The sequence below is a fragment of the Mesorhizobium sp. M2A.F.Ca.ET.043.02.1.1 genome (genome assembly GCF_003952405.1).
Taxonomy (GTDB): domain Bacteria; phylum Pseudomonadota; class Alphaproteobacteria; order Rhizobiales; family Rhizobiaceae; genus Mesorhizobium.
Map to the genome: position 1 here is coordinate 2,129,566 of NZ_CP034445.1, position 21,034 is coordinate 2,150,599.

The following is a 21,034-nucleotide window of genomic DNA, read 5'->3' on the forward strand; positions in this document are numbered from 1 at the left end:
GCGATTCTTCCCGGCGATCGCGGCAAAATAAAGCTATTTCTTGCGGCGCGCCGCCTGGGGCGGCGGCTCGATCGCTCCGGCGCGGACGCGCGCCGGCTTGAGCGCTGGGCCGCAGACGTCCTTGACGATGGTGAGGGCCCGCGGGAAGAACTGGTTGTTGTGCAGGCCGCGCCCGATATTGAGGATTGCTGCATCCGGGAGCCTGGCCTGCAGCATCGCCAGCACGCGCCGCAGCGTCGCGCCGTCCAACGTGTCCAGCGCCTCGTCGATGATGACCCATTTCGGCTTCCGCAGCGCCAGCCGGGCAAACGCCAGCAGGCGCTGCTCGTCGTCCGCCAGCTCACGCTCCCAGCGCGCCGAGCGGTCGAGCTGGGACGACAGGCGCTCCAGCCCGACCTCGCCGAGCACGGCCTTGATCTCGGCGTCGTCGATCTTGACGCCCTCGGCGTGGTTCAGCACATCGCGCAGCGAACCGAGCGGGAAATAGGGCGTGCGCGGTACGAAGAACGGCTTCTCCCCGTCGGGCATGCCGATGCGGCCCCCTCCCCAGGGCCACAGGCCGGCAAGGGCGCGGAAGAACAGCGTCTTGCCGGCGCGCGGATCGCCGGTGATCATGACATGCTCGCCCGGATGGATCTCGACGCTCGTCTCGGCAAGCCTGGTGCAGCCGTCGGGCGAGGCGACTTCGAGCTCGTCGAATGTCAGCTTGCCGTCCGGATTCTCGCCGACCTCGATTCGCTTTTCCTTGTCGTGCAGGATGTCCGTTTCGCCAAGCGCGATGCGGAAGTCGGCGACGCGCATCAGCGTTGCCCGCCAGTCGGCGATGGCGCCGATATTGTTGATGAACCAGCGCAGCGAGGAATTCACCTGGTTGAAGGCGCCCACCGCCATCATCAACCCGCCGAAGCTGATGTCGCCCGCGAAATAGACGGGCGCGGCCACCAGGATCGGGGCTACCACGGTGATCCAGCCATAGGCATCGGTGACCCAGGAAAGGTTGATCTGGGCGCTGTAGATACGCCGCATGGCGCCAAGCACGGTGCCGAGGTCGAGCTCCAGCTGGCGCCTGGCATCGGCCTCGCCATGGGCGAGCGCGATCGCATCGACATTCTCGTTGACCCGGACCATCGAGGAGCGCAGCTGCGCCTCGCGGGTGTAGCGGTCGCTGTTGAAGCGTATCAGCGGCCGGCCCACCAGCCAGCTCAGCCAGGACGCGATGCCGGCATAGAGGACCGCAGCCCAGACCATGTAGCCCGGTATGGTGAGCGAATGGCCGCCGATATGGAAGACGAAGCCGGAAGAGAGCTGCCAGAGCACGCCGATGAAGGACGCCAGCAGGATGAAGGATTGCAATAGGCCGACGCCAAGGTCGGTCGACAGATCCGACAGATGGGCGGCATCCTGCTGCATGCGCTGATCGGGATTGACGCCGATGGCGCCGGCATGGGCGAGCCGGAAGGCCCGGGCCGGCGCCATCCATTCATCGATGAGGTCGAGCGTCAGCGCCTCGCGCAGCCTCAGCCGGATCATCTGGTTGAGCCACGTCTGGCCGATATTGAGCACCAGCAGGCTGCCGGCGATTTCCACAAAGATCATCAGTTGGTGCAGGAAGCCCCCGAGGTCGCGCCGCGCCAGCGCATCGTAGAAAGGCTGGTTCCATCGGTTGAGCAGAACCTGCCCGATCGAGGTCGCGATGATGACGGCGACGATGCCGATGCTGACCCAGGCAAGCGGCCGGCGCACCGGCGAGGTCTTCAGCGCCATGCGTATCGTGGCCAGCTGGTCGGAAAGGCTGCTGGTCTCGATCGAGAACGCAGCCTGCTCGGCGCCTGGCTTGTAGTCCATTTGGTCAGCCATAAAGGACATCCCTGATTTCGGGCGCGATCAACGGAGCCGCGCCGCGAAGCTTTCCCTCAGATAGGGTGGCGATGGCGGTAAAGGACAAGGCGCGACACCGATCACGAACGCGTCACCCGTCGGGCGGCGACGTCCGCCGCCTTGCGTCCGAGCCGCGTCGCGCCCTGTGGCGAGAAGACTGGCACGAAGACGCGGCGCGAGGCGCGCTGGGCGACCGGCACGCCCTGGTAGAGCCGCTTCTGCGCCTCAACGACGATGACGCCCGAAAAGATCGGCCAGAACCGGCGGCCGGCCCGCTCCAGCACATTGTGGAACCGCATCATGAAACGCCGCGGCGACGGCGGGAAGAACAGCGCATCGCTCCACGTCGCCGGGGTGAAGTTCGCCTCGCGCAGCAACTCGGTCAGCTGGCCGCGCGAGAACGGCCGGCCGTTGCCGAAGGGCGTGTGCTCGAAGCGCGCCCAGACGCCGCGCCGGTTGGGCACGACGATGACGACCCTGCCCGCAGGCGACAGCACGCGCCAGATCTCGTTCAGCGTCTCGCGCGGGTTTTCGGCGTGCTCGAGCGAATGCACCAGGAGCACGCGATCGATGCAGGAATCGACCAGCGGCAGTTCCTCGTCGAAGACCAGCGCCGTTGCCGTCGGTCCCGACGCCGGCCATACCACAGCGCCCTGCGTTGCCGGCATAAAAGCGAAGACACGCTCGGCATCGGTGCCGAAGCGTTCCAGCCATGGCAGCGCGTAGCCGAGGCCGACCAGCCGCTCGTTGGGGACAGTTGCCCAGATGGACGACAGCGCCATGGTGATCGAGCGCTCGGCGAGACGCCCGAGCGTGGACGAGTAGAAGGAACGCAGGTCGACGATGTCCGAATGCATGCGCGGGACGGTAGCCGTGAAGCCTGCCAAGTTCAACAAAGGCGGCAAGTTCGACGAACGCGGATGACATCGGCGGCCGGTCGCCCTATGTCTGCGGCGATAGATGGAGAAAGATGCCTATGGCCGTAGAGATCGAGCAGTTCATGTGCCGCACGGACAATTTTGGCGTGCTGGTTCACGATCCCAAAAGCGGCGAGACGGCGATCATCGACGCGCCGGAAGAAGCGCCGATCCTTGCGGCGATCAAGCGCACCGGCTGGACGCCGACATTGATCCTCACCACGCACCATCATGCCGATCACGTCGAGGCCAATCTGGCGCTCAAGGAGCGCTTCAAGCTGCGCATCATCGGCCCGGAAGCCGAGAAGGCAAAGATTCCCGGCATAGACGAGACGGTCGGCCAAGGCTCGGTCGTGCGCCTTGGCGAGGAACGGATCGAGGTCATCGAGACGCCCGGTCATACCGCCGGCCACGTCTCCTACCACCTGCCAGCCTCGAAAGTGGCCTTCACCGCCGACACATTGTTCGCGCTGGGTTGCGGCCGCCTGTTCGAATGCAAGCCGCCGGTTATGTATGAATCGCTGAAGAAGCTGGCGGCGCTGCCGGCGGAAACCGCCATCTATTGCGGCCACGAATACACACTTGCCAATGCCCGCTTCGCGGTGACGGTCGACCCGGGCAATCCGCTGCTGAGGCAGCGCGCGGCCAGGATCGAGGCGCTGCGCGCCGACAACAAGCCGACGCTGCCGACGACCATCGGCGAGGAACTGTCGACCAACCCGTTCCTGCGCTGGCACGACCCGGCGATCCGCAAGCATCTCGGCATGGAGAAAGCCGGCGACGCCGAGGTGTTTGCCGAGATCCGCAAGCGCAAGGACAATTTCTAACTCCACCGCATAAAGCGACATGCATCGAACCAAAGACCGCCAATGACCAGCGCCGCCGAGATCATCGCCACCCTTGGCCTTAAGCCGCATCCCGAGGGCGGCTGGTATGCCGAGACGTTTCGCGACGCCGCGGGCGGCCCGCGCGGTCATTCCACCGCGATCTACTTCCTCCTCGAGCAAGGTCAGCTTTCGGCATGGCACCGGGTGAAGGACGCGGCCGAGGTCTGGCACTTCTATGCCGGCGCGCCGCTGGCGCTGTCGATGCATGAGGAGGAAGGCGCAGGCCTGGTCATCGAGCAGGTTCTGGGCACGGCCCTTGCCACGGGCGAGCGGCCGCAGGTCGTCGTACCGGCCGGCTGGTGGCAGTCGGCGCGCAGCTTAGGTGAATGGACGCTGGTCGGCTGCACCGTGGCGCCGGGCTTCGATTTCGCCGCTTTCGAGCTGGCTGAGCCCGGCTGGCGGCCGGTCTAGGCCAGCAGAAACCCCAGCGTGATCGCCAGCTGGGCGGCGTAATAAAGCACCCAGACCGCGTAGCGCATCCACAGGCGCTGTGGCGAGATCGCCGCGAACAGGAAGCGCTCGGTCGCCAGCAACCCGTCCGAAGCGATGAACAGCACCGCGCCGGCGATGACCCATGCGCTGCCGGTGGTGAGCGCCGAAATGCCCATGGCGAGGATCGCCGCGACATAGACGGCGATCGGGATGCGCAGTTGCGGGCCGACGCGGCGCCAGAGCGCGGCAAGCATGACGATGCTGAATGCGGCCATGACCAGCGCGATCGCGCCCCGCCAGGATTCGGCGCTCAACAGTCGGAGCCCGCCACCCGCCTGCGAGAACAGCGCGACATAGGCGACATGGCCGGCGAGGAAGCTCGCCAGCCCGCCGAGGAAGGCCTTTTCGCCGTCGCGCGACAGGAAGGCGTCGCCGATGGCGCTCAAGCCCAGCGCGGCGACGAGCAGCAGCGGACCGCCCTGCATCACGGCAAGCACGGCCAGCAAAGCGACTGCAAGCGTCTTTGCCGCCGTGCGCGTCCATTTCGCCGGCATGTCGAGCGCAAAGGCGTAGATCACGGCCGCGACGAACGAGAACAGAAGCGTCGCGTTGGCGTTGGCCTCGATGCCGCCGGGAAACGGCATCATGCGTTCACCTCTTTGACCGCCGGCTTGCGCATCAGCAGAGACTTCGCGGCCAGCGCAGCACCCCCGGTGATGAGCACGCAGGCCGCGAGGATGCGCAGCGACGGCTCGGCGACGCCGGCGGCGATCAGCACCAGCGTCGACAACAGCGGCGCGGCATAGCTCGCGGCGCCCAGGACCTGGATGTTGCCGCGTTTGACGCCGGTGTCCCAGGCATAGAAGGCCGCGCCGACCGGCATCAGGCCGAGCCCGATGACCGCCAGCCACTGTCCGGGGCCGTCGGGCAGCACGGTCTTCTCAAGCAGAAAATGGCAGACCAGCGAAAGCACCGACGTCGCCGCGCAGAACCAGGTGACGATCGAGGTCGGCACCGACGGGGAAACGCCTCGACAGAAGTGAATAGGACGACCACAAAAGCGCGCAGACGGCGGCCATCGCGTAGCCGAAGGCATAACGCGCGTCGAAGGCCAGCCCGCCGCCCTTGGTGACGATCAGGAAGGTACCGGCAAGGCCGAGCAGCGCGCCGACGACATGGTTCCAGGCCAGCCGCTCGCCCGGCATCAGCGCGGAACCCAGCACGATCAGCAGCGGCCACAGATAGGCGATCAGGCTCGCCTCGACTGCCGGCGCGTTGCGCAGCGCCGTAAAGTAGAAGAAATGGTAGCCGAACAGGCCGGCTATGCCGATCACCCAGACCTGTGGCGGGATCTTCTCACTGCGGTCGGGCGCCGGCATCACCAGCCGGGCCGCCAGCCCGACGCAGGTGCCGATGGCGAAGGTGATGGCCGACAGCAGGAATGGCGGCACCTGCCCCGAGGCGTCGGTGAGCAGCGCCAGCAGCGCCCACATGGCGACCGCCGAAAATCCGATCAATGTTGCGCGCCCCATATCTCCCCCGCCGGCGCGCGGCGGCGCCTCTAGCAATCCAGGAAAAGTGCCTTGCGGTTTTCCGTCCGGAATTAGTTAATTTACCGCTTCGAACCGTCCGGCGCTGATGGTCAGCGGACCGATCTGGGTCCCGACCGTGGCGCGGATCGGGGCATATACGCCGGATTGACCGACCGGTGCAAACGTCACCAGCATGCGGCTCTTGTTCTTGAGGTAGTTCAGCGCCTTGCGTCCCTTGCGATAGCCCGCCACCGGCTCGAATCCCATCTTGCAGGTCACCGTGTCGCCCTTGTAGCCCGGCACCGCGATCGAGCCCTTGGAGGCATAGGTCAGTGTCAGGTCGGCGCGCATCTCGCCATCATAGAACTTGACCGTGCGTCCGCAGACCTTGTCCAGGCTGTCGGCATGGATCACGGTCGCGGCCATCGGATCGAGCACCGATTTCAGGTCTCCGTCGCCGATCGGCACCCAGCTCTTCGGATCGCGCTTGCCTGGAGCGGGAACGACTTGCGTGGAGGAGACCGCCCCGTTGCTGAAGCGGATGTCGACCCTGGAGGACTTCTTACCGGACGTATAATCGGCCCTGAACACCTGCGGCGTCATCCGCTTGTCGGAAATGATGCCTTTCGACGAAATCGTGCCTTTCGTGTCGTCGAACAGCCTGCCGAGCCCGGCGGCGGAGACGGTGCCGTTGATGGCGTAGGTATCGCCCACATAGCGGCTGGAAAAGGTGGCCCTGGCGATCGAAAGGCCGAGGTAGGACACCGTATATTCGCCCTTGAAGGACTGTGGCGAGGGGGCGGCGAAGCTTGTTGCCGGCACGGCAAGGGCAAGAAGGGTGGCGAATGCATGAGATGGACGGAGCATGGCGGCTGGCGAATCCCTGGCGGTTCGGCCAGAACGCAACGGCTCCAGCCTGGCGTGTCCCTTCGCGAACGGCTTATAGTATGAAATCCGGCCTTTATATGGAGCGCGCCCGACGGCAGGCGACGTGCCGGAGCTTGACGCAATGGCGAAATGCCACTATGGAACGCCAACTTTTCCAAAGGCCGCCTGACTGAGACCGCGCGCCGCCTGGCGCGGGCAGAATGGTTTGGCAGGTTTAGAAACTGAAGGTTAGACAAATGTCCCGCACCTGCGAACTCACTGCCAAGGCAGTCCAGACCGGCAACAATGTGAGCCACGCCAACAACAAGACCAAGCGTCGCTTCCTGCCGAACCTGGTCAATGTGACGCTGATTTCCGAAGCGCTGAACCAGAACGTTCGGCTGCGCATTTCGGCCAACGCGCTGCGTTCGGTCGAGCATCGCGGTGGCCTCGACGCCTTCCTGGTCAAGGCGGACGTCAAGGAATTGTCGCAGCGCGCTCGTCTGCTGAAGAAGCAGATCGCCAAGAAGCTTGCCGAGCAGTCCGCCGCTTAAGTAGCTTTCGGGCACGACGACCGCCTCGGGCACCGGCCAGACCGGTGCTCGGATATGAGCGAGCGTCGCCTTGACGCTCGGCTGGTTCCATTACCCAGGATAAAAAAATGAATTTCCTGACGCGATACCTGCCCTTCGTGGCCGCCATGGCGCTTGTCGTCGTGGCGTCGAATATCCTCGTGCAGTTCCCGATGCAGGGCCAGGTCGGCGGCCTGTCGCTGGCAGACCTGCTGACCTGGGGCGCCTTCACCTATCCCTTCTCCTTCCTGGTCACCGACCTAGCCAACCGCCGCTACGGCCCGGCCGTGGCGCGCAAGGTGGTGTTCGTGGGTTTCATGACTGCGGTGACCTGCTCGATCCTGGTCCCGCCCTTCCTGTTCCGTCATGGCCTGATCGAGTTCGAGACCGCCGCCGATCGGTTGGTGCGCATCGCGGCCGCTTCCGGCGCCGCCTTCCTCACCGCGCAATTGCTCGACGTCACCGTCTTCAACCGGCTGCGCCGGCAGAGCTGGTGGCGCGCGCCGATCGTCGGCACGCTGGTCGGCTCGGTGTTCGACACGCTCGTCTTCTTCGGCGTCGCCTTTTCCGCCGCCTTCGCCTTTGCCGGCCCCAATGACAGTTTCGCGCTGGAGGCCGCGCCGCTAATGGGCATGCTGCCGGTCGAGACGATGCGCTGGGTCTCCTGGGCGCTTGGCGACCTTTCGGTCAAGCTCATCATCGCCGTCGTGGCGCTGATCCCCTACCGGCTGCTCGCCGCGCGCTGGAGCCAGCCGGCGGTCGCCGTCGGAGCATGATCCCAAAAAGTGGGACTCGGTTTTTGGAAAAGATCATGCTCAAGCCAAAAGACAGGCCGTGATCCCCTGGGTTCAGCTTGATTCCGCCCGCACGCCCGATGGCGGCCAGGAACTGCGCCTGAAGCAGCGCGGCACTGAATTCTCGATCATGCTCGGCACCAACGAGCTGATGAACAGCCGCCTCAGCGGCTCCGAGGAGGCGCTCGCCAGGCTTTCCTGCGAGCGGATCGCCGGCCGCAAGCGGCCGGAGATCCTCATCGGCGGGCTCGGCATGGGCTTCACCTTGCGCGCCGCTCTCGCCGCGCTCGATGGCGATGCCGCCGTCACTGTCGCCGAGCTTGTCCCCGCGGTCGTTGGCTGGGCGCGTGGGCCGATGTCGACGATCTTCGGCGGCTGCCTCGAGGATCCTCGAGTCAGCATTCGCGAGGCTGATGTCGGTCAGCTGATAAGGGTGCGGAAAGCCGCTTGGGACGCCATCCTGCTCGACGTCGACAATGGTCCCGAGGGCATCGTCTACAAGGGCAATGACTCGCTCTATGACGCGGCCGGGCTGGCTGCCGCTAGCGCCGCCTTGAAGCCAGGCGGCGTGCTGGCGGTCTGGTCGCAGGGACCGGACGGCGGCTTCACCTGGCGGCTGAAGCAGGCAGGCTTCGCGGTCGAAGAGGTCAACACGCGCGCCCACGGCAAGCGCGGCGCCCGCCATGTTATCTGGGTTGCGACCAACCGGCCCTGACGCTTTCCGTCACAGCTGCGGCGGATTTACGCTTTGTTACGGCCGATCGTGCAGGATCGCGAAAATTCTCCAAGGCTTCGCAACCACCATGACCGTGCAAGGCACCGGTTGGAAAAATCATCTCCTGCTTGCGGCATGCGCCACGCTGGTGGTGTTGACCGTCAACGCGGTTTCCGGCTTCCCAACCCTTGCGAATAATGGCGCGGACAATGACAGCATGCTGCGGCTGGTCGAGGTCCGCGACCTGCTCGCCGGGCAGGGCTGGTTCGATCTCCATCAATACAGGATGGGCACGGCAGGCGGTTTCGTCATGCACTGGTCCCGGCTGGTGGACGCGCCGCTCGCATTGCTTGTCATGGTCTTCGACGCGCTGGGCGCCGGCGCCGCCACCGCCGAACGGGCAGCGCGGATCATCTGGCCGACCACGCTCTACGGACTGACCATATTCGTGCTCATGCGCGCCTCGCGGCGCTTCGCCGGCGCCGACGTCGCGATGCCATCGCTCATCCTGTCGACGGCCGCGCTTTTCTTCCTGATGGTCTACAGCCCCGGCGTGATCGATCACCACAATGTCCAGCTGCTGCTGACGGCGGCCAGCCTTTGGCTTCTGATGGAAGCGCCCTTCTGGCGGCCTGCCGCCCTGCTGTCGGGCATTTGCGCCGGCCTGACGCTCGCTGTCGGCATGGAAACCGCTCCCTATGTGGCGACGCTCGGCATCTGCGCTGCGGTCCTGTTCATCCTCGACGATAAGGAGCACGCCACCGCGCGAGGCTTCGGCCTTGGATTTGCCGGTGTCGCCTTGCTGGTCTTCGTGGCGACCATCCGGCCTTCCAACTGGACCGTTGCCCAATGCGACGCCTTCTCGTTTTTCCAGTTCGCCGTAGCGGCGCTTTCCGGATTTGGCCTCGCGATCGCCTCGACATTGACCGCATCGACGGTTCGGGCACGGTTCGTTTCGATGCTGGCGCTGGCCGCGGTGGTCGCGGTGACTGTGATAGCGGCCTTCCCGCAGTGCCTGGCGTCGCCCTATGCGGGCATGGACGAGCGCATCCGCACCTTTTGGCTGGCCGACGTGGTCGAAGCGCAGCCCTTCTGGAGCGTCGCCATCCACCAGCCCAAGCTGATGGCGGCGCGCTATGTGACGCCCTTCATCGCGATCCTTCTGATCGGCTTTCAGCTGCGAAGCCGTCGCCTGCGCCGCGAGGAGATGCTTGCCGCCATCCTGCTTGTCGTCGCCTTCGGCGTCAGCCTCTGGCAGGTGCGCGGCTCGACCTTTTCCGTCGCTTTCGCGGTGCTGCCGCTCTCGGCCTGGATCGCGCAAATCCGCCTCAGGGCCAGCGCCGCGCCCTCTTGGCGGATCTCCACCGCCATCGTCATGGCGTGGCTGGTCTCGCTCAATGCGACCTGGGCCGGGGTAGCGGTGGCGGCGCAATCCGTGGTCCAGAAGGCGCCGCAGGAGATCAATTCAGATCCCGATCATGCCGTGACCTGCGGCAAGCCGGACGACTTCCGCGATCTGGCCGCCTTGCCGGCGACGACGGTGCTTGCTTCGTCCAATCTCGGCTCGGGGATATTGATGTTCACCGGCCACCGGGTGCTGGCCGGCCCTTACCACCGCAATGTCGCTGGCAATCTCGCCATGCTCGACGCTTTCATGGGAACGCCGGAGGCAGCCCGCGCCGTCATCCATCGCGAGCAAGTGGGATTGATCGCGATCTGCCGCGGCAACACGGAAGAGATATCGTTGGGCTTGGACGCGCCCAAGGGCCTTGCCGCGGCATTGCTGCAGGGCGACCTGCCGGCATGGCTTGAACTGGACCAGTCGACCGCGGGCAAGCCGATCGAGATCTACAAGGTCCGTTGAATATCGGCTTGCGGCCAAATCAGCATCGCCGGGTGCCTTGCAACGCCCTTGCTTTGCGCCGATGCAACATCACCTCGTGATTGGAAACCGCGATTGAAGTCAGTCCGTGGATCATTGCAATCCAGCCTGTGCTTTGGTTAGCATTCCGCACGGTCGGCGATATATCTATTCAAGAAATTTGGGTTCGGGGTTCTTTGGATTGGGGAAGGGTTATCCATGTCGGTCATAGACGGCGCGGCGGCGCCAGCATCAGCCAGACAAACGCTGCAGCATGTTGTCTCCCACATGGTGGAGGCGGTGAACCGCGCCACCTTCGTGGAAAAGCCGTTCTGGCATCTTGAGATGACGGATATCTTTCCGGCGGACCTCTACCAGCGCATGCGCGCAGCCATGCCGGAGGCGCGCGAATATCGCGCGCTCAAGGGCCGCCACAATGTGAACATCAAGGCCGACGGCACCGCGACGCGGATCAAGATCGACCTCTATCCCGAATATATCCGCCATCTGCCAGCTGAGAAACGGGCCGTCTGGGCCCTGGTCGGCAAGGCATTGCACGCGCCGGAACTGAAGGAAGCCTTTATGCGCCGCCTTGCCCCGGGCCTGGAGCGCCGGTTCGGCTCGGATTTCATGAAGGTCGGCATGTATCCGGTGCCGATGCTGACGCGCGACGTGGCGGGCTACAAGATTGGCTTCCACACCGACACGAAATGGAAGGGGATCACGGTCCAGTTCTATTTGCCGGAGGACGACTCGATCAACCATATCGGCACCCGCTTCGCCGAGCGCATGCCGGACGGGCGTTTCGAGAATTCGCGCCGGATGTCGTTTTCGCCGAACACGGGCTACGCCTTTGCGGTCGGTGCCGACACCTGGCACGCGGTCGATACTGTCGGGCCGGAAGTCCGCACCCGCGACAGCATCCTTCACACCTATTTCGTCGACAACACAGCGACACTCAAGATCCGCAACCGGAGCAAGCGCGCCGCCAATTTCGTGATGAACGAAGTCCGCCACGTCGGCCGGTAATCTCCCGGCGCTCGTGTCTTGTTCAGTCCTGATGCAGGATGAATTCCAAATAGAGGTTGCGCTGCAGGATCGAATGGTTGTCGTCGGATACCAGCGACACCATCAGCGCGCCATCGTCGCGGGTCCAGACGTCGAGCCCTTCCATATTGTCGATCTGGTAGCCCAGATCGGCCTCCATCAGCACCGGCCCGTCGGCGACCGCGCCCTTCTCGACGCTCTCACCATAGATGCGCCGCAGCCGCATCTTCACCCCGCGCGCGATCGAGAAACTGCGTTCCAGAAGCAGCAGGTCGCCGTCCGGCCGGAAGGCTCCGTCGGTGATGTCGAAATCGCCATTGCGCTTGATGGTGAAGACGCCTTTGTGCGGCCCTTCGATAATGGCGGCGTAGACGTTGCCCGCCTTGTCGAGGCTCCTCTCCGAAACCACGACCAGCCCGCCCGCATGCTGACCGTAAGGGTTGGCATGGGCGACGGTCTCGAAGCCGCGGTTCTGGCGCAACTCGTGGGCGGGAACCAGATAGTCGAGCTGCCGGATCGGCGCTTTCACATTGTCGGGGTCGATCTTGAACTGGGCGACGCGCTGGTCGCGCTCAAAGCCGACGGTTGCGATGCCGTCCTTCACCGCGAGCCCTTCCGCGTCGACCTTCCATTTCCGGTCGATCGGCCGCCCCGAAGCGTCGACCATCTGCTGCATGCGGAAATTCTTGACACCCGAGGGTCGCTTGCCGGCGTCATGCGCGATCGTGCCGAAGAACCAGAAGCCGGTGTCGGCGACCCCGATGAAGTCGCTGCCCGGCTTCAAGAAACGAAGCGCCGACAGCGCGCCGAAATCGCGCGCCGGCGAGGTCATCTCCAGCCCGCCGACGAATTCGAACGGCCCGAACCGCGTCTCGTCATGGCCGATTTGGAACTGGGTGATCGGCCGCGCTGAAATCTCGACGGTCTCGACGGGAGCTCTCTGGGCGGCAATGGCCGGCGAGGCGCAGATCAGCACGCAGGCGAAGAGCGTCCGCCGCGCACGCCGCCCCGAAAACATCATCCGGCGCGCCGCAACCCGCCGCGGCGCGTGTCGCGCGCGCTTTCCTCGCCGAACAGCGAGGCGAGTTGCTCGGTCATGGCCCCGGCCAGTTCCTCGGCGTCGACGATGGTGACGGCGCGGCGGTAGTAGCGCGTGACGTCGTGGCCGATGCCGATGGCCAAAAGCTCGACCGGCGAACGCGTCTCGATCAGCTCGATGACCGCCCGCAGATGCCGCTCCAGATAATTGCCCGGATTGACCGAGAGGGTGGAATCGTCGACCGGCGCGCCGTCCGAGATCATCATCAGGATCTTGCGCTGCTCGGGCCGGCCGATCAGCCGGTTATGCGCCCAAAGCAGCGCCTCGCCGTCGATGTTTTCCTTGAGCAGGCCCTCACGCATCATCAGCCCGAGATTGCGCCGGGCGCGCCGCCATGGATGATCGGCGGACTTGTAGATGATGTGGCGCAGGTCGTTGAGCCGGCCGGGATTCGGCGGCTTGCCGTCCTTCAGCCATTTCTCGCGCGCTTGCCCGCCCTTCCAAGCGCGGGTGGTGAAGCCGAGGATCTCGACCGAAACGCCGCAGCGCTCCAGCGTGCGCGCCAGGATGTCGGCGCAGGTCGCCGCGACGGTGATCGGCCGGCCGCGCATCGAACCCGAATTGTCGAGCACCAGCGACACCACCGTGTCACGGAACTTGGTGTCGCGCTCCTGCTTGAAGGACAGCGGCTGCATCGGATCGATGACGACACGCACGAGGCGCGCCGGATCGAGATAGCCTTCCTCAAGATCGAAATCCCAGGAGCGGTTCTGCTGCGCCATCAGCCGGCGCTGCAGCCGGTTGGCCAACCGCCCGACAACGCCGGACAGGTTGGCAAGCTGCTTGTCAAGAAAGGCGCGCAGCCGGTCGAGCTCCTCTTCCTCGCAAAGGTCCTCGGCCCCCACCGTCTCGTCGAAGGCGGTGGTGAAGACCTTGTAGTCGATCTCCTTCGGCAGGTTGAGGAACGGGTTGTCGTTGCGCTTGGCCTCGCCGGGCGTCTCAGCGTCGGAATCGTCCTCGTCCGAGAGGTCGTCCGATGTGGCGTCGGTCGCTTCCGTCTCGGCCGACTCTTCCTCGTCGGCTGAAGCTTCGGCCTCTTCCGACTGCGACTGCTCGGAGCCTGAATCCTCCTCGCCGCCTTCCTCGCTCTGTTCGTCTCCCTGCTGCTCGTTCTCTTCGTTTTCCTCGGAGTCGTCGGTTTCCTGGTCGTCGCCGAGTTCCTCGGCCATCTCCATGGAAACCAGCATGTCGCGCACGACGCGGGCAAAGGCCTGCTGGTCCTCCAGCTTGGCCGACAGGCCGTCGAGGTCGCCGCCCGCCTTTTCCTCGACCCAGGGGCGCCAGAGATCGACGAGCCGCTCGGCGCTCTTTGGGATCGCGCGGCCGGTGAGTTTTTCGCGCACGATCAGCGCGATCGCTTCTTCCAGCGGCGCGTCGGCCTTGTCCCTGACGTCGACGAGATTCGCCTTGGCGTATTTGTCCTCGAGCATCGAGCCGATATTGTCGGCCACGCCCTGCATGGCGCGGCTGCCGATCGCCTCGACGCGCGCCTGCTCGACGGCGTCAAAGATGGATCGCGCGAGCTTGCCTTCCGGCGCCAGCTTGTTGTGGATGCGCTGATCGTGGCAGGCGCGCTTCAGCGCCATGGAATCGCCGATGCCGCGGGTGATCGCGATGTCGTTGCGGGAGGCCTTCTTCGGCAGCTCGGGCAGCCGGGCGCGGTTGCCAGCCAGCGCCGGCCGGTCCTTGGCGAAGCCGACCTCGAGGTCCTTGTCGCCCGCGACGGCGCGCATGCACACGGTGACGGCGCGCTTGAAGCTGTCCGCTTCAGACCCGTTCTTCGGCTTGTTGCGCGTGTTGTCGCCCGGACCCGCCATTGATCATTCCCTGCGCATTTTCATGCTGAACGGCCGGAGGCCATTCAGCTGCGCCTAGCCCAGCACCACGTTGGCGGCGCTCTCCGGCAGATCCTCGCCGAAGGCGCGCTGGTAGAACTCGGCCACCACTGAACGCTCCAGCTCGTCGCATTTGTTGAGGAAGGTCAGCCGGAACGCCATGCCGATATCGCCGAAGATCTCGGCATTCTCGGCCCAGGTGATGACGGTGCGCGGGCTCATCACGGTCGACAGGTCGCCGTTGATGAAGGCCGAGCGCGTCATGTCGGCGACGCGCACCATCTTGTTGACGATGTCCCTGCCCTTGTTGTCGCGATAGTGCTTGGCCTTGGCCAGCACGATGTTCACTTCATTGTCGTGCGGCAGGTAGTTGAGCGTGGTGACGATCGACCAGCGGTCCATCTGCGCTTGGTTGATCTGCTGCGTGCCGTGATAGAGGCCGGTGGTGTCGCCGAGGCCGACCGTGTTGGCGGTGGCAAACAGCCGGAAAGCCGGATGCGGGCGGATGACGCGGCTCTGGTCGAGCAGCGTGAGCCGGCCCGAGGATTCCAGCACGCGCTGGATGACGAACATCACGTCCGGCCGGCCGGCATCATACTCGTCGAAGCACAGCGCCACATTATGCTGATAGGCCCAGGGCAGGATGCCGTCACGGAACTCGGTGACCTGCAGGCCTTCCTTGACGACGATGGCGTCCTTGCCGACGAGGTCGATACGGCTGACATGGCTGTCGAGGTTGACGCGCACGCAAGGCCAGTTGAGCCGCGCCGCGACCTGCTCGATATGCGTCGACTTGCCGGTGCCGTGATAGCCCGACACCATCACGCGGCGGTTGTAGGCAAAGCCGGCGAGGATCGCCAATGTCGTCGCCTTGTCGAACAGATAATCCGGGTCGATGTCCGGGACATGCTCTGTCGCCGCCGAATAGGCGGGAACGACCATCTTGGAGTCGAAACCGAATTTCTCCTTCACCGACACCGTCGTGTCGGGCAGGTTGGCGATGTCGCGATCGACCTTGTTCATCTCTATCAACGTCTCCACGGGCGAAACGCCGCGTTTCGCCGGCAATCGATTTTGTCCGGGGGCGGTCTTAGAGCCTTTTCCAACCTTATGAAAGTTGGAAAAGACTTGGGACCGAAGGGCCGCTCAGCACAATCCTGCCTGCTTGAGCACGCGATAGGCCTGCAGCACATCGCGGAACCGGTCTTCCGAACCTCTGTCGCCGCCATTCGCATCCGGATGGTGGCGCTTAACCAGTTCCTTATAACGCGCCTTGATGTCCTGACCAGTCGCCTTTGTATCAAGACCAAGCGTTTCCAGCGCCTTGGCCTCAAGCGGCTTGGCCTTGCGTTCGCGCGGCTCCCGCGCTCCGCCGCTGAACAGATTGAACGGATCGCGCATGCGGTTGTAGTAGCCGGCGCGCCCCGAGCGCTGCTGCGCGAAATCCGGCGCCGAGCGCGTCCCGCCGCCATTGGCGCCCATGCGCCAGGTCGGCCTGTGGCCGGTCAGCGCCTCTTTCTGGAAGCGGGCGATCTCGCTGTCCGACACGCCGGAGAAGTAGTTGAAGCCCTTGTTGTATTCGCGCACATGATCGAAGCAGAAGCGGAAATACTCGCCCTCCTTGAGCCGCCCGACCGGCGCCCGGTGCGTGCCGGCCTCGTTGCAGCCGTCCCACTGGCAGACCGGCGCGCGCGACTTCAGCTCCGCATCCTTCTCCGGCCGGATCCGGATCTTCTCGAAATATTTGGGATACGCTTTCATCTCACCCATTTATGGGCTGTTCGCATGTGCGAAACAAGAATTGACATTTCGCCGATGATCGCCCTAACCGCTGAATCGCGGCTTAAAAGCGGTCGAAATACAAGATTTTGCGGCTGTGCCGCATATGTGGTGAAGGGAAGCCCTGATGTCCATACAGGCCAAGATGGAAGACAAGCTGAAAGCGGCATTTTCGCCCGAACGGCTCGCCGTCATCAATGAAAGCCACCTTCATGCAGGCCATCACCATATCGAGTCCGGCCATCACGCGACGTTCGACGGCACCGGCGAGACACATTTCCGCGTCCGCATTGTCTCGCCGAGTTTTGCCGGTATGAGCCGCATCGACCGCCACCGCGCCGTCAACCAACTGCTTGCCGACGAACTGAAGGCAGGCGTGCACGCGCTGGCGATCGAGCCGGCCGCACCCGGCGAGAAGACGCGCTGGTAATCAGGCCACCGTCGCCTTCAGGAAGGCCAGCACCGCCGCGGTCAAGGCGTCGCCAGCCTCGCCGAAATCGCCATTGATCGACATATGCGTATAGGCGCTGCCGTCGAACAGCGTGACCTCGGTGCCAGTGGCGCGCAGGCGCTCGGCGAACTTTCGACTCCTCGCCTCGCCCGGGCGCGCGCGAATAGGCGATGAAGGTCGGCGGATGCTTCCTGCCGTCGACATAGCTCGACGGCGACAGCGCCGCCCATTGTTTCGGGTCGGAGAAGACACGCGCATAGGCGCGCACCATGCCGCCATACCTCGAAAGCGCGGCAAGATCGTAGGCCCTTGTGTCGTCCAGGATCAGCGCGGCGACGCCCGGCAACCCTCCGCGCATGCCGGTCAGCGCAACCAGATGGCAGCCGGCCGAATGGCCCATGCCGACGATGCGGTCCGGATCGCCGCCATATCGGGCGATGTTCGCGCGCACATAGGCATAGGCCTTTTCGACATCGCCGGCCTGGGTGGCGACATCCGCTTCCGGCAGCATGCGGTAGTCGATCGAGACGAACAAGAAGCCATTGGCGAGCAGGAAGTCCGGCTTTGAGCCGACCTGGCTGCGCTTGCCGAACCGCCAAGCGCCGCCATGGACGAAGAAGACCACCGGCAGGTTCTTCGCGCCGGCCGGCGCGTAGATGTCGAGCTTGGCCGGACCGTAATCGAGGGTTTGCGGTTCCGGCTGGCCCGGACGCCCAGCGGCTGACGCACCCGGCGGCAACAGCGCCGCCAGGGCTGCCACGATGAAGCTGCGTCGATCGATCATCGCCATCTCCGGCCAGATTGTGTCGCGGCGGGCACGGATGCTCGCCACACGCCTCGTTTACGAACCAAAAATGACAACTTTCGGTGCGAAACCAAATCCACTCCTTGACCGTCCGCTGGCAATCACCACGTATGTTCATAGGCGAGCATTTAAGGCCGAATCGGGGTGTCCCGAAGGCTAATGTCGGGGTGCATTGTGCGCTCTTCCTTCACGTGAAGGGAACCACAATGCTTTCCGGTGGTTGATGAAGCGATGAGCCGATTGGCAGCCTATCGGCTCCGAGGCAAAGCATCATGCGCGAGAACCAATCCGACGTCTTCGATCTGTTTTCGGAGATCTATTCCAATGCGGCACAGGAAGAGATCAGCCTTCAGCAATATCTGCTGGCCTGCCGCGAGGACAAATCCATGTACGCCTCGGCGCCGGAGCGCATGGTCGAGGCGATCGGCGAGCCGAATCTGGTCGACACCAGCAAGGACGAGCGGCTCGGCCGCATTTTCTCCAACCGCACCATCAAGATCTATCCTTCCTTTTCCGACTTCTACGGAATGGAGGATACGATCGAGCGCATCGCCGGATATTTCCGCTACGCCTCGCAAGGCCTCGAGGAGCGCAAGCAGATCCTCTATCTTCTCGGCCCGGTCGGCGGCGGCAAATCCTCGCTAGCCGAACGGCTGAAGAAGCTGATGGAAGAGCGGCCGATCTACACGCTCAAGGTCGGCAACCAGATCAGCCCGATCTTCGAATCGCCGCTCGGCCTCTTTCATCCCGACCGGATGGGCGATCTGCTGGAGGACAAATACGGCATCGCCCGCCGCCGCCTGAACGGACTGATCTCGCCCTGGGCGGCCAAGCGCCTGGATGAGCTGAAGGGCGACATCTCGAAATTCAGCGTCGTCAAGCTGATGCCGTCGCGGCTGCGCCAGATCTCCATCGCCAAGACCGAGCCCGGCGACGAGAACAATCAGGATGTCTCGGCGCTGGTCGGCAAGGTCGACATCAGGCAGTTGGAGCACTTCAGCCAGTCCGACCCGGACGCTTATTCCTACAGCGGCGGCCTGAACCGGACGACGCAAGGCCTGCTCGAATTCGTCGAGATGTTCAAGGCGCCGATCAAGGTCCTGCACCCGCTGCTGACCGCCACCCAGGAAGGCAGCTACAACGGCACCGAGAATTTCGGCGCCTTCCCCTATCAGGGCATCGTCGTCGCCCATTCCAATGAATCGGAATGGCAGCAGTTCAAGAACAACAAGAACAATGAGGCGTTCCTCGACCGCATCCTCGTGGTCAAGGTGCCCTATTGCCTGCGCATCACAGAGGAGCGGCAGATCTACGAGAAGCTGCTGCGCGAAAGCGAGCTGGCGAACAGTCCTTGCGCGCCCGAGGTGCTGGACATCCTCAGCCGCTTCACCGTCTCGACCCGCCTTGCCGAGCACGAGAACTCGCCGCTCTACACCAAGATGCGCGCCTATGACGGCGAGAACCTCAAGGAGATCGACCCGAAGGCGAAGTCCGTCCAGGAATATCGCGATGCCGCCGGCGTCGACGAGGGCATGACCGGGGTCAGCACGCGTTTCGCCTTCAAGATCCTGTCGCAGACCTTCAACTACGACACCAAGGAAGTGGCCGCCGATCCCGTGCACCTGATGTACATCCTCGAAGAGGCCATCAAGCGCGAGCAATTCCCGAAGGAAACGGAGGCTGCCTATCTCGAGTTCATCAAGTCGGAACTCGCCAGCCGCTATGCCGAGTTCATCGGCCACGAGATCCAGAAAGCCTATCTGGAATCCTACAGCGAGTATGGCCAGAACCTCTTCGACCGCTACATCGCTTATGCCGATGCCTGGATCGAGGATCAGGACTACAAGGACCCCGACACCGGCCAGATCCTCAACCGCGAGGTTCTGGAAAAGGAGTTGTCGCAGGTCGAAAAGCCGGCCGGCATCGCCAACCCCAAGGACTTCCGCAACGAAGTGGTCAAATTCACCTTGCGCGCCCGGGCGCGCAACCATGGCCGCAATCCTTCCTGGACGAGTTATGAAAAGCTTCGCGAGGTTATCGAGAAGCGCATGTTCGGCCAGGTCGAGGACCTGTTGCCGGTGATCAGCTTCGGTTCCAAGCAGGACAGCGTCACGGAGAAGCGGCACAATGAATTCGTGCAGCGCATGGTGGAGCGCGGCTATACCCAGCGGCAGGTGCGCCGATTGGTCGACTGGTACATGCGCGTGAACAAGGCGGGTTGAGGGACGCCCGAACGGTGCCATGCCGATCTTCATCGACCGCCGTCTGAACCCGAAAGACAAGAGCCTTGGCAATCGCCAGCGCTTCCTCAGGCGCGCCCGCGAGGATCTCAAGCGCAGCATCCGCGACAAGGTCCGCACCGGCGGCATCGCCGACCTCGACCGCGAACACGCCGTGCCGATGCCGCGCAAGGGCACCGACGAACCGAGCTTCGGCGACGACAAGCAAAGCGGCCGGCGCCAGCACATCCTGCCCGGCAACAAGACGTTCAGCCCTGGCGATCTCATCGACAAGCCTGGCGGCGGCGGAGGCTACGGATCGGCTCCGGGGACCACGGAATCCGAAGACGACTTCCGCTTCGTGCTGTCGCGCGAGGAGGTGCTCGACCTTTTCTTCGAGGACCTCGAACTGCCGGATCTGGTCAAGCTCAACCTCAAGCAGATACTGAGCTTCAAGCCGAGGCGGGCAGGCTTCGCCGCAAGCGGAGCGCCGACCAACATCAATGTCGGACGCACGATGCGCAACAGCCACGGCCGCCGCATCGCGCTGAGGCGCCCCAAGCAGGCCGAGCTGGACGAAATCGCCAGGCAGATCGCCGAGCTGGAAGCGAAGCCGGCAAGCGCTGCTGTGCGCGAAGGCATCACGGCGCTGCGCGAAGAGCTTGAGCGGCTCGAGGGCCGGCGCAGGCGGATTGCCTATGTCGACCCGGTCGACATCCGGTTCAACCGCTTCGATCCCCAGCCCGTGCCCAATGCGAACGCGGTCATGTTCTGCCTGATGGACGTCTCAGGCTCGATGGGAGAGCGCGAGAAGGACCTGGCCAAACGCTTCTTCGTGCTGCTGCATCTCTTCCTGACGCGCCGCTACGACCGCATCGAGGTCGTCTTCATCCGCCATACCCACCAAGCCAAGGAGGTAGACGAGCAGACGTTCTTCTACCACACCGAAAGCGGCGGCACTGTCGTCTCCACCGCGCTCGAGGAAATGCACCGCATCATCGAAGAACGCTATCCGGTCGCCGAGTGGAACATCTACGCCGCCCAGGCCTCAGACGGCGACAACTTCGCCACCGACTCCGAGCGCTGCATCGAACTGCTCGACCGCAAGCTCATGCGGCTTTGCCAGTATTTCGCCTATGTGGAGATCATCGACGAGCGGGAAAGTCATATCTTCGGCTCGACCGAGAACGGCACGTCGCTCTGGCGCGCCTACAACGCCGTCGACGGCAAATGGCCGAACTTCCAGATGAGGCGCATTGCCGCGCCGGCCGACATCTACCCGGTCTTCCGCGAGCTCTTCGCCAGGCAACCCGCCCTGCGCAAGAGCGCTTGAGGGGCTTCTGC

Annotated in this window: 19 protein-coding genes and 1 pseudogene; 10 read left to right on the top strand and 10 right to left on the bottom strand. The window is 64.2% G+C overall.

The genetic code is table 11. The features are described from left to right. Positions 1 to 33: 33 nt before the first annotated feature. Entirely contained in the window at positions 34 to 1,857 is a 1,824-nt protein-coding gene (locus EJ068_RS10140) for an ABC transporter ATP-binding protein/permease (RefSeq protein WP_127251821.1), read from the bottom strand. Between the two features lie 101 nt (positions 1,858 to 1,958). Then, on the bottom strand, positions 1,959 to 2,735 hold the full coding sequence (locus tag EJ068_RS10145) for a methyltransferase domain-containing protein (RefSeq protein ID WP_126081007.1): 777 nt from the start codon (positions 2,733 to 2,735) through the stop codon (positions 1,959 to 1,961). A gap of 119 nt (positions 2,736 to 2,854) precedes the next feature. Between EJ068_RS10145 and gloB the strand changes: the two genes are divergently transcribed. Beyond that, positions 2,855 to 3,622 (top strand): hydroxyacylglutathione hydrolase, encoded by a 768-nt coding sequence (gene gloB, locus EJ068_RS10150; RefSeq protein ID WP_127251822.1) that lies wholly within the window; start codon positions 2,855 to 2,857, stop codon positions 3,620 to 3,622. A 42-nt stretch (positions 3,623 to 3,664) separates the two neighbouring features. Next, positions 3,665 to 4,093, top strand: a complete 429-nt coding sequence (locus tag EJ068_RS10155; protein ID WP_127251823.1) for a cupin domain-containing protein — start codon at positions 3,665 to 3,667, stop codon at positions 4,091 to 4,093. Here EJ068_RS10155 and EJ068_RS10160 read toward each other — a convergent pair. The 3 genes and pseudogenes from EJ068_RS10160 to EJ068_RS10170 form a co-directional block, all read right to left on the bottom strand. After that, entirely contained in the window at positions 4,090 to 4,761 is a 672-nt protein-coding gene (locus EJ068_RS10160) for a lysoplasmalogenase family protein (protein WP_127251824.1), read from the bottom strand. The two genes, EJ068_RS10155 and EJ068_RS10160, sit on opposite strands and share 4 nt — an antisense overlap. Then, a pseudogene (locus tag EJ068_RS10165) lies at positions 4,758 to 5,646 on the bottom strand (EamA family transporter). The gene EJ068_RS10160 and the pseudogene EJ068_RS10165 overlap by 4 nt, the downstream one beginning before the upstream one ends. Positions 5,647 to 5,721: 75 nt before the next feature. Then, positions 5,722 to 6,513: a DUF3108 domain-containing protein gene (locus EJ068_RS10170; RefSeq protein WP_127251826.1), complete on the bottom strand. Its 792-nt coding sequence runs from the start codon at positions 6,511 to 6,513 to the stop codon at positions 5,722 to 5,724. A gap of 257 nt (positions 6,514 to 6,770) precedes the next feature. Here EJ068_RS10170 and rpmB point away from each other — a divergent pair, with 257 nt between their 5' ends. The 5 genes from rpmB to EJ068_RS10195 all read left to right on the top strand — a co-directional run bounded on the left by rpmB (position 6,771) and on the right by EJ068_RS10195 (position 11,484). Next, positions 6,771 to 7,067, top strand: coding sequence for a 50S ribosomal protein L28 (gene rpmB / locus EJ068_RS10175; RefSeq protein WP_040989302.1), 297 nt, complete (start codon positions 6,771 to 6,773; stop codon positions 7,065 to 7,067). Between the two features lie 107 nt (positions 7,068 to 7,174). Beyond that, positions 7,175 to 7,861, top strand: coding sequence for a queuosine precursor transporter (locus tag EJ068_RS10180; protein WP_127251827.1), 687 nt, complete (start codon positions 7,175 to 7,177; stop codon positions 7,859 to 7,861). A gap of 58 nt (positions 7,862 to 7,919) precedes the next feature. Further along, positions 7,920 to 8,594: a hypothetical protein gene (locus EJ068_RS10185; RefSeq protein ID WP_126081000.1), complete on the top strand. Its 675-nt coding sequence runs from the start codon at positions 7,920 to 7,922 to the stop codon at positions 8,592 to 8,594. Between the two features lie 88 nt (positions 8,595 to 8,682). Next, positions 8,683 to 10,458 carry a GtrA family protein gene (locus tag EJ068_RS10190; protein ID WP_127251828.1) on the top strand — a complete coding sequence of 592 codons (1,776 nt, stop codon included), beginning with the start codon at positions 8,683 to 8,685 and terminating at the stop codon, positions 10,456 to 10,458. 216 nt (positions 10,459 to 10,674) lie between these two features. Then, on the top strand, positions 10,675 to 11,484 hold the full coding sequence (locus EJ068_RS10195) for a hypothetical protein (protein WP_127251829.1): 810 nt from the start codon (positions 10,675 to 10,677) through the stop codon (positions 11,482 to 11,484). Positions 11,485 to 11,506: 22 nt separating this feature from the next. Here the strand turns inward: EJ068_RS10195 and EJ068_RS10200 are convergent, their stop codons facing one another. The 4 genes from EJ068_RS10200 to EJ068_RS10215 all read right to left on the bottom strand — a co-directional run bounded on the left by EJ068_RS10200 (position 11,507) and on the right by EJ068_RS10215 (position 16,206). Beyond that, positions 11,507 to 12,523, bottom strand: coding sequence for an esterase-like activity of phytase family protein (locus EJ068_RS10200; protein ID WP_189439102.1), 1,017 nt, complete (start codon positions 12,521 to 12,523; stop codon positions 11,507 to 11,509). Then, positions 12,520 to 14,418 carry a cobaltochelatase subunit CobT gene (gene cobT / locus EJ068_RS10205; RefSeq protein WP_127251830.1) on the bottom strand — a complete coding sequence of 633 codons (1,899 nt, stop codon included), beginning with the start codon at positions 14,416 to 14,418 and terminating at the stop codon, positions 12,520 to 12,522. The genes EJ068_RS10200 and cobT overlap by 4 nt, the downstream gene beginning before the upstream one ends. A gap of 54 nt (positions 14,419 to 14,472) precedes the next feature. Then, positions 14,473 to 15,459 (bottom strand): cobaltochelatase subunit CobS, encoded by a 987-nt coding sequence (cobS, locus tag EJ068_RS10210; RefSeq protein ID WP_042643850.1) that lies wholly within the window; start codon positions 15,457 to 15,459, stop codon positions 14,473 to 14,475. A gap of 123 nt (positions 15,460 to 15,582) precedes the next feature. Beyond that, positions 15,583 to 16,206, bottom strand: a complete 624-nt coding sequence (locus EJ068_RS10215; RefSeq protein WP_127386322.1) for a J domain-containing protein — start codon at positions 16,204 to 16,206, stop codon at positions 15,583 to 15,585. A gap of 136 nt (positions 16,207 to 16,342) precedes the next feature. Here EJ068_RS10215 and EJ068_RS10220 point away from each other — a divergent pair, with 136 nt between their 5' ends. Then, complete coding sequence (locus tag EJ068_RS10220; protein ID WP_127251144.1) at positions 16,343 to 16,645, top strand: BolA family protein; 303 nt, start codon at positions 16,343 to 16,345, stop codon at positions 16,643 to 16,645. On the opposite strand, the gene EJ068_RS10225 is transcribed toward EJ068_RS10220, so the two are convergent. Next, positions 16,557 to 17,450, bottom strand: a complete 894-nt coding sequence (locus tag EJ068_RS10225; RefSeq protein ID WP_245463392.1) for an alpha/beta hydrolase — start codon at positions 17,448 to 17,450, stop codon at positions 16,557 to 16,559. The genes EJ068_RS10220 and EJ068_RS10225 overlap by 89 nt on opposite strands. Positions 17,451 to 17,743: 293 nt before the next feature. On the opposite strand from EJ068_RS10225, the gene EJ068_RS10230 reads away from it, so the two are divergent. Together EJ068_RS10230 and EJ068_RS10235 are read left to right on the top strand one after the other, a co-directional pair. Next, a complete protein-coding gene (locus EJ068_RS10230) occupies positions 17,744 to 19,693 on the top strand; it encodes a PrkA family serine protein kinase (protein WP_042643762.1) in 1,950 nt (649 codons plus the stop codon). Between the two features lie 19 nt (positions 19,694 to 19,712). Next, a complete protein-coding gene (locus EJ068_RS10235; protein ID WP_127251143.1) occupies positions 19,713 to 21,023 on the top strand; it encodes a YeaH/YhbH family protein in 1,311 nt (436 codons plus the stop codon). Positions 21,024 to 21,034 lie beyond the last annotated feature (11 nt).